The following is an 11,973-nucleotide window of genomic DNA, read 5'->3' on the forward strand; positions in this document are numbered from 1 at the left end:
CCGGACGCTACTTCTTCGGGCAACTAATCACGTTGCCGCTCGCGTCCTTGCAAGTCCCCGTGTGCTGATACCCCTGGCCCTTGGTCCAGGTCGTCTCACCTTGATAAGTGTCACCATCCTTGGCAGTGATGTCGGTCTGCCGCTCTCCGCTCACCGCTCCGTCAGCGCTGCGCTGCGACGATCCCGTGCTCTCAATGGACCCGTTCTTCCCCGTCGCCGCGAAGCCGCTCTTGTGTGTCGCGCTGCCATCGCCATTCACCGTCGTCGTGCCCCCGCGTGCGCCCTTCGCACCGTTCGGTCCGCGCCACGCGGAGCCGCCCGCAGTCGTCACTGAACCTTGGCCATCGGTGCTCGTGCGACGTCCGTGCGCGATCGCTCCACCGTTCGGCCCTTTCGCAACTGTTCCATGCGCACTGGTAACGCCACTCTGCGCGTTCTTATGCAATGTGCGCCCGTGGGCCACACCCTGCGCATTGCCGGCCACTGCCAGCGCCATCGTCATCACCGCCATCATCAGCATCCGCTTCATACTCATCATGTGCTCCTTACAAGTGGGTTATGTGTGAGGACCGATTTCTCGTTCGCTCACTACAAGTAACCCGGCCTCAAAAGTCTCTCTGTAAGGAACTGTCAGGTGAGAAGGTGAAGTGGATAAAAGGCGAAACGGTAGCTCTGTCATCCTGAGCGCAGTTTCGCGAAGCCGGGGACCCCGGCGAACGCCGTTTTTGCGTTCGATGGGGTGGGAAGCGAAACGGAGTCGAAGGACCCCTATCGTCTCCAGAGCGTCGAAGGTTACGAACGCACCGGCAACTTCACAAGCACTTCCAGCCCCCCGCCCTCGCGGTTCTTCGCCTCGACAGTTCCCCCATGCACCGCCGCGGCTCTCTGTGCAATCGACAGCCCCAGCCCTCTTCCCCCCGACTTCTCACTCCGCGACTCCGCCACGCGATAGAACGGCTCAAACAATCGCGGCAGCGCCTCCGGCGGCACGCCCGGCCCGTGGTCCCGCACTCTGATCTCCACCCACTGTGGGTGCCCGACCCTTCCGGTGGAATCTGAAACCGCCCTCTCCTCCACTTCAACTCTTCCGTTGTCGGGTGAATATCGCAATGCGTTGCGCACAATGTTCTCCACGCAACTCTTCAGCAGCGCCGGGTTCGCCTTAATCGTCAGCGGCTCCGCTTTCAGTTCGACGCTCACATTCCGCGCCCGTCCTTCATAATTCGCGTCGCGCACAACTTCGCTCAAGACAGTTTCCAAATTCGTTGACTGAAGCTCGACCCACTTCTCGCCCGCATCCAGCCGATTGAGTGTCAACACCTGTTCGATCAGCTGCTCCAGCTTCTGCAGATCCGCATTCATTCGCTTCATCGCCTCGGCATCGCCGCCTTCCGCGAGTTCCAGCGCGACGCGCAGCCGCGTCAATGGCGACCGCAGTTCGTGCGAAATGTCTCCCAGCATCTGCCGCTGCGATTGCATCAGGGCCTCAATGCGCGCCGCCATCACATCGAATTCTTCCGCCAGCGAAACCAGTTCGTCTTTTCTCGGAGCCAGCGCTGGTGCGGCTCGGGCGCTCAAGTCTCCCGCTGCGATCCTTCGCGTCGCATGTTGCAAAACCTCCACCGGGCGCGCAATATACCGCGCCAGCGCAAAGCACAACCCGCTCGCGAAAAGCAGGATCAGCATCGCGCGCGTCAGCACCGCCGATAGCGGCAATTGCCGCACCATGCGCCGCGGATGCAACGCCCTCCCGACTACAACAAACTTCCCGCGCGGCGTATCCACCACTGCCGCACACTGCCATGCCAGCCGGATACGGCACTCCGTCCGTCCCGACGCGCGTGCTTCCTCCAACAGTCCCTGCTGAAACGGCGTGAGGGCCCCGCCGCGAATCCGTTCTCCGTCGGGCCCGAACAGCGTCGTTTGAATTTCGCGCGCTTGTTCCGTGGACGTCAGGAACTGGTCCAGTCCCGCGTCTCCGCCCAGCAAATACGACTGCACCACATTGCGCGAATACAAATCGCCAAAATTCGATGCCCACTGCCGCAACACCGGCGTGCCCGTAAGAAACACCGCAATAAACACCGACGCGACCGTGAGCAAAATCGACGTCAGCCAGAACCACAGGAAGATCTTTCCGAAGAGGCTCTTCATCATCCTTCAGCGCGCGTTGTACACGTATCCCGCACCACGCACGCTCTTGATCCTCTCTGCCAGCCCATACTTCGCGCCCAGCTTCTTCCTCAAATTGCTGATGTGCATATCAATGCTGCGATCGAGAAATGCCACCTCGCGTCCCAGCGCCTTCTCCGCCAGTTCATCGCGCGAAACCGTCTTCCCTGCCGCGCGCACCAGCACCAGCAGCACCTCATACTCGGCGCTCGTCAATTCGATTGGATTCCCTTCCTGCATCACCACACGCTTGTTGTGATCGATGTGCAGGTCCCCCACACGAAACACATCCGGCACTCCCTGGTCCGGCACCCGTCGCAAAATCGCGCGGATTCTCGCAATCAGTTCTCGCGGACTGAACGGCTTAGCGACGTAATCATCCGCGCCAACCTCTAATCCCTTGATGCGATAGCGCTCCTCACCGCGCGCCGTCAGCATGATTACCGGTATCTTCGACTTCTCACGGATCTTCGCCAGCGTCTCAATGCCATTGCCTCCCGGCAGCATCACGTCAAGGATCACCAGGCTCCACGGCTCGGTCGTCGCGCGATGCAATCCGCTCCCCGCATCGTGCACCGCCGTCATCTCGATCGCCTCGCGCTCCATCGCGCGTGCCAACAGCGAACACAACTCCTCGTCATCATCCACCAGCAACACCGACACACGTTCGATGGTCATAAGTCAAAAGTCGCGCCCATTCTACCTGCGCGGTGTGTGACAGTACCTGTCATCCCGAGCGGAGTCGCGCAGCGACGGAGTCGAAGGACCCCTATCGCCACGCCACTCTCAGAGAACCTCACAACTCTTCCCCCAAATTCTCCAACCGCTCCTGCACTCCCTCATGACACTGCTCGATCATCTTGTTGACCTTCGTCCGCTGCTCCGGTGTCAGCACCGTGAATATCTTCGTTCTTACTTTCTCGCGCTCGACGATCGCGTCCACATACAGAGACGAATTACTCTCTGCCACACTGCGCACTTTCGCCTCGTCAAACGTGTTCATCGTCCGCAACTCCACGCGCTCGGCCTCCGCGCGCTGTACCAGCGCCTGGATATTCGGCTTCTCGTCTTTCAAAACCTGCTTGATCTGCTCTCGCTGCTGATCCGTGATATCCAGGTCCGCCATAATGTGCCGCACCCAGAAGTTCCGTGCCCCGTGACGCCGCAGCATCCCCGCGCTCTGCGCCGTCGCTGCCACCACTCCAACCAGCACCACCGCTGCCACCGCCAACCAAATCTTTTTCATAACCCTTCTCCTCGACTTCGCCCTTGATGGGTTCTGTCACTCCAGTTGACGTCCGAACCCATCCCTTTAAGGTAAGGAACTGTCAGGACAAAAAAACGGCGCCCGAAGGCGCCGCTCATTGGGAAAGAAAACTCAACTAGAACGTAAACATGTCCTTCATCTCAATCGTTGCACCCGGCGCGGAGTTCCGCGAATTCAGGTTCGGCAGCGTCCAGTTCCACTGGATAAACCGCAAGAGTGAAACCAAGTCCATCTGCACATGCGAGATGTATCCAGTCTTCGCGTACGGCGAGATCACCATCATAGGTATCCGCATCCCATCCAAGTTTCCGCCCACCGTTGGCGGAGGCACGTGATCGTAGAACCCGCCGCTCTCGTCCCACACCACCACCACCGCGCAGTCCGGCCACACCGGCGACTTCTGGATTCGCTGCACCAGCTTGTCGAGATACTCCGCGCACGTCGTAATCGAACTGTTTCCCGGATGGCAGTTATGTCCGCCGCCCGGATTCACGAACGAAACTGACGGCAGCGTCCCACCGTCCAGTTGCGAATAGAAGAGCGAAATGTCCTGTAAATTCGCGCTGTTTTGCGTGCTCGTGAAGTACTGGAACGGGTTCTCCGTCGCCACGTAATCGCCGCAAACGCCATACTGCTCGTGGAACCAGCTCCACGTCACGCCGGCTGTAGTCATTTCGTCGCCGACATTCTTGTTCGTCAGCGCCTTCGCATCCGGGTCCGTCTTGTTGCACGGTCCGTAGGACGGCTGTACCCCGAATTCGTTCCCCGTACCTTGCGCCGAGATCATCATCAGTGCGAGGTTCGGCTCCGTTCCAACATCCGGCATAAAGAAGTTGTCGGCTAGCGCGAACTGTCCGGCGTAATTCCAGATCGTATCCACGCCGGGAATCGTGCTGTCGTAATGCCCCATCGACACGTTGGTCTGCTCAGCGACCGCGAACCCATCCATCTTTCCGCCGTTGATGCTCGCATTGTAGTACTTCGCGCCGTGCGGCATGTCCGCGGGAAATGGATCAGTTAGCAAGTACGGCGTGACCGTACCGCCACCGCTCGCGCTCGCCTGCGTGTATCCCGGCGAACCTGATGACAACGGGTCCATCACGCCCGGATACGTCGCAAACAACGAATCGAACGAATGGTTCTGCAGGATCAGCACAATCACCCGCTTCACCGGAGAAACCGCGGTCCCGCCGGTTCCCGGTCCGGGTGTTGAACTCACTGCCATCGGTCCGCGACATCCTGCGGCCGCCATCATTAAAACTGCCAAGCCAACTACGAAACTCCAGCTCTTTCTCATGTTCATCCAGGGGGAAGTGGCTCGCTGCCTTTGAGAGCAGCCCAGCTTCAAACGCAAACGCCCTGCCAACCTCGGAATGTCTTCCCCGAGATCACCAAGGCATTCACCTTTCAGCGGCTTAGATGAGTGCTGCCTCTGCTCGCGCTGCTCGCCTCAAGGGCGAAAATGTGTCAGTGTGAGTACCGGGATGCTCATTGTGAGTCCCTCAACTCCTCTGGATGCTTCAACCTTTATCCGCACCACGGATAGGCGAGAGTGTTCAGCCCCGAACAGCCCACCTATTTCCAATCCCACCTTCCAAGCGGTAACCTGTCTGCAACAAGTTTCATCTGAGTAGCTGAGCTCAATCCTCTGGCCAATTCATCAGCCGATAAATCGGAGCAGGCATGTCCCCCAGCAAGTCGGTTTTCCTTTGCGTAATCCTGGCGCTCGCCTCGGCCTGTGCCCTGGCGCAATCCGATCCCAGCGCGGCCCTCAATTCTTTGGAACAAACGGCTCGCAACTCCGTTGGCGATCTCCAACACCTCCGCGTGGAAAAGTGGAAAGCCGACGGCAACGTCAAGAAAGCCGCCCAGTCCGATAGCGACTCCATCCAGCGCAACATGACCTCGGCATTGCCCGAGCTCATCGCCGGAGTTCGTTCCAATCCGCAGAACCTCAACGCCAACTTCAAGCTCTATCGCAACCTCAACGTGCTCTACGAGGTGTTCGCGCGCTTCGCGGAAACCGCCGGCGCGTTTGGCGCCCGCGAGGAGTATGAAGTCATCGCCAAGGACCTTGACGGCATAGACTCCGCTCGTCGCGCGCTGGCCGACCGCATGGATACGTTAACCACCTCCGCCGAAACCGAACTCACCCAGTTCCGCTCGCAGGCCAAGTCCGCCCAGACTGCCGTCACCACCGCCCCGCCGAAGAAGATCGTGATCGACGACAGCGTGCAGGAAAAGAAGCCAGCGGCGAAGAAAAAGGCCAAACCCGCGACAACGGCCCCCACAACCGGTGACAGCTCCGCCTCCAGCGCCCCGAAATAGCCCATAAGCCCTCCAGAATCAACAAATAAAAGGGCGACCCGCAAATGGGTCGCCTCTTGTTTTTCTCTGTCTATATTCAGAATATCAAGCCAGCACCGGAAAAATTGCACTTTTTCGAACTTTATATCTTCCGCGAATTCAGCAACTTACCCCCAATTTCGCCAATTTTGTGACTTGACAACAATTTTTGTCACTCGCCACGCCCGTGTCGGGTTCCCACGTCGCGCCCACCCCCTCACCCCCGCCCGCACGTCCACTCCCCTCGCTTGTTATTCAGAGGAGCGAAGCGACGATGACTCTGCTGTTTCTTTCTACACACCAGAGTCTCTCAGGAACTTTCGTCCCTCAGTTGGTGTCTTTACCTATGCACGTGAGGGTGGACCGGGGATTCCCGGAAGTAACTCTCTTTTACCTGGGCCGAGTTGCACAAAGATTGTTGCTGCGCGTGAATCGAATTATGATTGAGGTGACGCCGTGAGTGTCATGGCGGGTGCATCAGTGTCGGATCTCGCTAGCGCGATCGCAATTCGCAACGAAGAAGGTGCCATCGTTGCCGAGCTTAAGGCCGGCTCCGAGGACGCCTACTCGTGGCTGATCGCGCAGTACAACCAGCCGATCTACAGCCTCGTGTACCGGATCCTCGACGATCCTTCCGACGCTGCCGATACTACGCAGGAAGTCTTCATCAAGGTCTTCCGCGGCATCAAACGCTTCAACTCTGAGTCGAGCCTGAAGACGTGGATCTACCGCATCGCGCTCCATGAGGCTTCGAACCGCCGACGTTGGTTCTTCCGTCATAAGGCGAAGGAAGCCTCGATCGAAGCCGGCCCCGAGACCGAAGAACATAGCCACCCGATCGGACTCAAGGACACATTGGTGGACGACTCCGAGTCTCCGTTCGACACCGTCTTCCATACGGAAGTAAGTGCCAAGGTGGAAGAAGAGCTCAAGAACTTGCAGGAGCCTTATCGCACCACCGTCATCCTGCGCGACATTGAAGAGCTCTCGTACGAGCAGATTGCCGAGATTACCGAAACTTCGCTCGGCACCGTGAAGTCAAGATTGGTACGTGGGCGCGAAGCGCTGAAAAAGCGGCTGACGCGCTATGTGAAAGAAATGGGCCCCGAACTCGGTTTGTGCGATCCGGCCGAAAAAAAGCGGCCGCCGTCATCCGCCACTGGAAGCAAGGGTATTGAGGTTCAGTTATGAAGTGTTCCGACACGAGGCCGCTGTTGTCGCTGTACCTCGATGGGGCAACATCGCGCGAACAGCGCTCCGCCATCGAGCTGCACATCAAGACTTGCGACGCCTGCAGTGATCAGTACCGGCAGTTGCGTCGCACTCACACGCTGGTTGCCGCCGTTGGGCGTAAACCGGCGCCTCCGGACCTCGCGCTCCGTCTGCGCGTCGCCCTCTCGCAGGAGATCGCCGCCTCACGCCGTTCGCCATGGACCGGCATCGCCGTCCGCATCGAAAACGCATTCAACGCTTTCATGGTTCCCGCCGCTGCGGGCGTCGTGACCGCCGTCATTGTCTTCGGGCTGCTGATCGGACTGCTCGTCCCGACCGCCATGCGCAACTCCAACGACGTCCCAACCATGCTCTACACTCCGCCGGAAATTTCCTACTCTCCGTTCGGTCTCAGCATGGGTTCGGTCAACGCCGATTCGCTCGTCGTGGAAGCGTATGTCGATTCCAACGGCCGTGTGCAGGATTTCAGGATCCTCTCTTCGCCCGGCGACACCAAGGACCTGACGCCAGAATTGAAGAACATGCTGATCTTCACCACCTTCAAGCCGGCCACGGCCTTCGGCCAGCCAACTTCAGGAAGGGCGATCCTGTCGTTCTCGAACATCCAGGTGAAGGGCTAAGTTAGATTGGTTATAAAGCAAACGCCGGATGCGTCCGGCGTTTTGCTATGCAAATCCGACAACTCTCCGACTTGGGAATCGTCTAACCCACGTCCCCAGCGTACGGAGGCATCTCTCGCCTCCGCTGCGGCAAACGGGATACACTTATAAAAAGAATCCACACGCTGGAATCTTCCTATTTGGGGGCTGTTCTGGGCTTCTTTTCACGCATCGCGATTTCGTCGGCGGTCATTACGGCTCTGCTCATTCCTGCCGCCGCGCAACAAAACAGCAAGGCTACGCTCGACACCAGCGAGGCCCTGTTCGCTATCATGGCCGCCGCCAATAATTGCGGCTACAACGATGAGGTCTCCTCTTCCGCGCCCGTCCGCGCCAAAATTCGTGGCGAAGTTGATTCGGCCTTGGCCAATAACCCCAAGGCTGCGCAGGCGGAAAAAGAAGTCTGTGCCTTTTACCGCGACCACCAGCAGTCCGACGCTCCACGCACCATCTCGTCGTACCTCTCGCTCGGCATTCTCGCCAGCGACCCGCCAAAGTTCCTGACCAAGGTCCCTGAATCCGATCTTCCTCCCGACGCCGCCTATGCACTCGGTATTCTCTCGCCGCTGGGCCGCATGTATGAAGAGGCTGGCCTCCACCAGGTTTGGCTCAAACACAAGCCCGAATACGATGCCCTGATCCAGCGCTATCACCAACCGATGCACGACATGATCGACACCACCGACCGCTACCTGCGCATCCAGGTCAGCGGCTATGTCGGGCGTTCCTACATGATCTATCTCGAGCCGCTCATCGGGCCGTCACTTGCGAATTCCCGCAATTACGGCAACGAATACTATTTCGTGGTCTCGCCCTCGGGCGCCAACCTGAAGATGCATGAAATCCGCCACACTTATTTGCACTTCATTCTCGATCCGATGGCATTTAAGCGCGGCTCCGACATGCGCCGCATCATGCCGCTGCTCGCCTCCGTCCAGAATTCGCCACTCTCGGATGCGTACAAACAGGACCCGACGCTGCTCACCACTGAGTCTCTGATCCGCGCCATTGAAGCCCGCACCTTGCCCTTCGAAAAGGGCAACGACAAGCGTGAAGATGCCGTCCTCGAAGCCGAAAGCGAAGGCCTGGTCCTGACCCAGTATTTCTACGATCGTCTTGCGGAATTTGAAAAAGGCGACACGGGCCTCGAAGCCGCATACGGTGAGTGGCTCCACTTCCTCGACCTGGACCACGAGAAGAAACGCGCGTCGAAGATCACGTTCAGCCAGCATGCCGCCCCCGAAGTGATGCAGGCATCTATTCTTCACAAGGAGACGCTGCTCACCATGGGTGAGCAGGCCCTGATCAAGGGCGACCTCGACGCCGCCGAACAGTCCGCTAACAAGGTCCTCGAAGGCAAGGACGAAGATGCAGCTAAAGCGTACTTCCTGCTGGCGCGCATTTACACAATGCGTGGCGAAATGGAATCTGCCAAGAGCTACTTCTATCTCGCGATTGACCGCGGCACTGACGCACGTACGCGCGCCTGGTCGCATATTTACCTGGGTAGAATCTTCGACCTCCAGGAAAAGCGCGACGAAGCCCTGAAACAGTACAACGCCGCGCTGGCGGAGAACGACACCAAGCCCGATACAAATGCAGCGGCACAACGCGGCATGAAGGCTCCTTATACCAAGCCGGTGAAACAGAGCCAGGCTCAATAATTCCGCCCGGGACGCCCGGGCATTTATCGGAGACGCTTATGAAGCGCGCATTCCTTCTACTCTCACTTATCGCAACCGCGACGTTCGCGGTTTCGCAGTCCCCAGCTGCGGGCCAGACCCAACCGTCCAAGCCGTCGCAGGCCGGATCGACCGTTCAGTCCGGGGCCGCTGCCCAAGGCACGCAGGCCACCCCGGGTGCGCAGACTACTCCGGCCACGCAAGCCGAGCCTGCGCCGCACAGCAAGGGCGCGCCGCAAGCCAGGACCCAGGAAGAATTCAAGGCCTACCAGGACGTGATCGCCAAGACCGATCCGCAACAGATGGAAGCGGCCACGGACGACTTCGCGCAGAAGTTTCCTAACAGCGAGCTGCGCACTGTTATCTACAACCAGTTGTTGAATGTCTATCGCAACGGTGGGGCGACTGACAAAGCGATCGCCGTCGGACGCAAGTCGCTCGCAATTGATCCGACCGATCCGGTTCCCAACGTGATGGTAGCGATGTCCATCGCGCAGAGCACGCGTGACACCGATCTCGACAAAGACGATCGCCTCAATGAAGCTGTTAAAGACGCGCAGCGCGCCATCGACAACATTGATACCGGCATGGCGATTCCGCCGAACACACCGCCCGAAAAAGTCGCGGCCGCGAAGGCCAGCCTGCTCGAGATGGCAAACGAAACCCTCGGCCAGGTGAACCTGAACCGTAAAGATTTCGCCGGCGCCGAAGCTGCTTTCCGCAAAGCTATTGACGCCAACAAGGCTGAGCCCGATGGCGTCCTTTATTTGCGCCTCGCCATCGCCCTCGACAATCAGAAGAAGTACCAAGAAGCGCTGCAGGCGACGGATACAGCCATCAAGTACAGCCAGCCGGGCAGCGATGCCATGAACTGGGCAAACCAGGAAAAGTCGCGACTTCAGAAGCTCGCTGGTACCGCTCCCGCAAGCTCTGCCGCTCCGACCGCGCAATAACTGTGGGTGCTCCACCCTTCCCGAGGGGAGGGTGGAATGCAAAACTCTTAACCGTTGATGACCAAATCGCGAGACATCGCCGCCCTGGAGAAAGCGCTCGATCATAAATTCGAGGAACAGGAACTTCTCGTTCGAGCGCTCACTCATAGCTCCTACGCCCGCGAGCAACGCGACCACATCCACGACAACTCCGTTCCTAACGATAACGAGCAGCTCGAGTTCATCGGCGACTCCGTCCTCGCCTTCGTCACCAGCCAGGAACTGGTCAAGAAGTTCCCCCACTTTCAGGAAGGCGAACTCTCCAAGCTGCGCGCGTACCTTGTCAGCGCACGCCATCTCATCCAGACCGCCCGCAATCTCGATCTCGGCAAATTTCTTCGTCTCGGCCGTGGCGAAGAGCGCAGCGGAGGCCGCAGCAAGAGCGCCATTCTCGTGGACGCCCTCGAAGCCGTAATCGCCGCCATCTATCTCGACGGCGGCCTGCGTGTGGCACAAAAGTTCATCCTGCGCGAGATCGTGCGCCCCGAACTCAAGCGCATGGAAACTGAGCACGGGAGCGCGCTGCCGGTCACCGATTACAAATCGGCTCTTCAGGAACAAGCGCACGCTGCCGGACGTAAACGTATTGTGTACGCTGTGGTGAAAGAAGAGGGCCCGGAGCACCGGAAGACCTTCACCGTCGAGGCGCGCATTCTGAGCGACGGCAACGAGGCCCCCGAATTCGTGGCACGCGCCGAGGGCCCCACCAAGAAGCGCGCGGAGCAGGCTGCGGCGCGTCAGGCGCTGCACTACATAGAATCGCTCGCAGAAGCGAGGGCCCCTCGATCCGAATGAGCGACCCCCAGGAGCCAATGCAGGAACAGGCCGTCATTACGCCCGAAGTTGCGGAGCCAACGCCCGAGCCGTCGCTCCCTCCGCCACCCAAGCGTAAGGGCCCTGTGGACTCAGGCACACTCAGCACCCTGCAGTCGCTTCTCGGCACCATCGCGATCGCGGTCTTCGTCATCACCTTCATCGTCCAGGCGTTCACCATCCCGTCTGAGTCAATGGAAAAGACTCTGCTAATCGGCGACTACCTACTGGTGGACAAGGCCCACTTCGCTGAAGGCCCGGCGCACTGGTTCATGCCGTACAAGAAAATCCAGCGCCAGGAGATCATCGTCTTTCGCTACCCGGTGCACCCTTCGATGTACTTCGTGAAGCGAGTCATCGGCCTGCCCGGCGATCACGTGCGGCTCATCGACAAAAAAGTTTTCGTCAATGGCATCGCTCTGAACGAGCCCTACGTTGTCTATAGCCGCCCCTTCGACGCCTTTCGCGACGACTTCCCCAATGGTCCGCGCTATTCGTTTGAGATTGACGCCCATTGGGCATCCGAGATGCACACCTTGGTCGAAGACCACCAGCTCATCGTGCCCGACGGCTACTACTTCGTGATGGGTGACAACCGCGACGACAGCTCCGACAGCCGTTATTGGGGTTTCGTCCCCCGCGAGAACATCGTAGGACGACCGCTGCTCATCTACTTCAGTGCCGACCACCGCGACACGCCGCCGCCCACCGGCACCATGGGTGATAAACTTTGGAATCTGGCACTACGTTTGCGGCAACTCCCTGGAGATATCCGCTGGAAGCGTGTAGTGCGCCTCGTAAGATAGTTT

At 59.0% G+C, this 11,973-nt stretch carries 12 protein-coding genes; 7 read left to right on the forward strand and 5 right to left on the reverse strand.

All coding sequences use genetic code 11. The features are described 5' to 3' along the window. Nucleotides 1-7: 7 nt before the first annotated feature. From ACID345_RS19910 to ACID345_RS19930, 5 genes are all read right to left on the reverse strand, one after another. Nucleotides 8-538 (reverse strand): hypothetical protein, encoded by a 531-nt coding sequence (locus ACID345_RS19910; RefSeq protein WP_228370680.1) that lies wholly within the window; start codon nt 536-538, stop codon nt 8-10. Nucleotides 539-792: 254 nt separating this feature from the next. Then, nucleotides 793-2,157, reverse strand: a complete 1,365-nt coding sequence (locus ACID345_RS25885) for a sensor histidine kinase (RefSeq protein ID WP_011524644.1) — start codon at nt 2,155-2,157, stop codon at nt 793-795. Between the two features lie 3 nt (nt 2,158-2,160). Continuing rightward, a complete protein-coding gene (locus ACID345_RS19920) occupies nt 2,161-2,850 on the reverse strand; it encodes a response regulator transcription factor (protein ID WP_011524645.1) in 690 nt (229 codons plus the stop codon). A 118-nt stretch (nt 2,851-2,968) separates the two neighbouring features. After that, nucleotides 2,969-3,418 (reverse strand): Spy/CpxP family protein refolding chaperone, encoded by a 450-nt coding sequence (locus ACID345_RS19925; protein ID WP_011524646.1) that lies wholly within the window; start codon nt 3,416-3,418, stop codon nt 2,969-2,971. A gap of 136 nt (nt 3,419-3,554) precedes the next feature. Further along, complete coding sequence (locus ACID345_RS19930) at nt 3,555-4,736, reverse strand: phospholipase C (protein WP_187148873.1); 1,182 nt, start codon at nt 4,734-4,736, stop codon at nt 3,555-3,557. Between the two features lie 386 nt (nt 4,737-5,122). Here ACID345_RS19930 and ACID345_RS19935 point away from each other — a divergent pair, with 386 nt between their 5' ends. From ACID345_RS19935 to lepB, 7 genes are all read left to right on the forward strand, one after another. After that, on the forward strand, nt 5,123-5,767 hold the full coding sequence (locus tag ACID345_RS19935; RefSeq protein ID WP_011524648.1) for a hypothetical protein: 645 nt from the start codon (nt 5,123-5,125) through the stop codon (nt 5,765-5,767). 483 nt (nt 5,768-6,250) lie between these two features. Continuing rightward, nucleotides 6,251-6,976 carry an RNA polymerase sigma factor gene (locus tag ACID345_RS19940; protein WP_011524649.1) on the forward strand — a complete coding sequence of 242 codons (726 nt, stop codon included), beginning with the start codon at nt 6,251-6,253 and terminating at the stop codon, nt 6,974-6,976. Further along, nucleotides 6,973-7,638 carry an anti-sigma factor family protein gene (locus tag ACID345_RS19945; protein ID WP_011524650.1) on the forward strand — a complete coding sequence of 222 codons (666 nt, stop codon included), beginning with the start codon at nt 6,973-6,975 and terminating at the stop codon, nt 7,636-7,638. The genes ACID345_RS19940 and ACID345_RS19945 overlap by 4 nt, the downstream gene beginning before the upstream one ends. A 179-nt stretch (nt 7,639-7,817) precedes the next feature. Next, complete coding sequence (locus tag ACID345_RS19950; RefSeq protein WP_011524651.1) at nt 7,818-9,341, forward strand: tetratricopeptide repeat protein; 1,524 nt, start codon at nt 7,818-7,820, stop codon at nt 9,339-9,341. 38 nt (nt 9,342-9,379) lie between these two features. Further along, nucleotides 9,380-10,312 carry a tetratricopeptide repeat protein gene (locus ACID345_RS19955; protein WP_011524652.1) on the forward strand — a complete coding sequence of 311 codons (933 nt, stop codon included), beginning with the start codon at nt 9,380-9,382 and terminating at the stop codon, nt 10,310-10,312. Nucleotides 10,313-10,369: 57 nt separating this feature from the next. Continuing rightward, nucleotides 10,370-11,146, forward strand: coding sequence for a ribonuclease III (rnc, locus tag ACID345_RS19960; protein WP_011524653.1), 777 nt, complete (start codon nt 10,370-10,372; stop codon nt 11,144-11,146). Continuing rightward, entirely contained in the window at nt 11,143-11,970 is an 828-nt protein-coding gene (gene lepB / locus ACID345_RS19965) for a signal peptidase I (protein WP_011524654.1), read from the forward strand. The genes rnc and lepB overlap by 4 nt, the downstream gene beginning before the upstream one ends. The last annotated feature ends 3 nt before the right edge of the window (nt 11,971-11,973 follow it).

Source organism: Candidatus Koribacter versatilis Ellin345 (genome assembly GCF_000014005.1).
In the GTDB taxonomy this organism is placed as follows: Bacteria; Acidobacteriota; Terriglobia; order Terriglobales; family Acidobacteriaceae; genus Korobacter; species Korobacter versatilis_A.

What these genes read in the sequence shown, in the direction of transcription:
- rnc (WP_011524653.1), top strand. Translation starts at nt 10,370, where the DNA reads ATGACCAAATCGCGAGACATCGCCGCCCTGGAGAAAGCGCTCGATCAT.
- ACID345_RS19945 (WP_011524650.1), top strand. Translation starts at nt 6,973, where the DNA reads ATGAAGTGTTCCGACACGAGGCCGCTGTTGTCGCTGTACCTCGATGGG.
- ACID345_RS19930 (WP_187148873.1), bottom strand. Translation starts at nt 4,736, where the DNA reads ATGAGAAAGAGCTGGAGTTTCGTAGTTGGCTTGGCAGTTTTAATGATG.
- ACID345_RS19910 (WP_228370680.1), bottom strand. Translation starts at nt 538, where the DNA reads ATGATGAGTATGAAGCGGATGCTGATGATGGCGGTGATGACGATGGCG.
- ACID345_RS19920 (WP_011524645.1), bottom strand. Translation starts at nt 2,850, where the DNA reads ATGACCATCGAACGTGTGTCGGTGTTGCTGGTGGATGATGACGAGGAG.
- lepB (WP_011524654.1), top strand. Translation starts at nt 11,143, where the DNA reads ATGAGCGACCCCCAGGAGCCAATGCAGGAACAGGCCGTCATTACGCCC.
- ACID345_RS25885 (WP_011524644.1), bottom strand. Translation starts at nt 2,157, where the DNA reads ATGATGAAGAGCCTCTTCGGAAAGATCTTCCTGTGGTTCTGGCTGACG.
- ACID345_RS19940 (WP_011524649.1), top strand. Translation starts at nt 6,251, where the DNA reads ATGGCGGGTGCATCAGTGTCGGATCTCGCTAGCGCGATCGCAATTCGC.
- ACID345_RS19955 (WP_011524652.1), top strand. Translation starts at nt 9,380, where the DNA reads ATGAAGCGCGCATTCCTTCTACTCTCACTTATCGCAACCGCGACGTTC.
- ACID345_RS19925 (WP_011524646.1), bottom strand. Translation starts at nt 3,418, where the DNA reads ATGAAAAAGATTTGGTTGGCGGTGGCAGCGGTGGTGCTGGTTGGAGTG.
- ACID345_RS19935 (WP_011524648.1), top strand. Translation starts at nt 5,123, where the DNA reads ATGTCCCCCAGCAAGTCGGTTTTCCTTTGCGTAATCCTGGCGCTCGCC.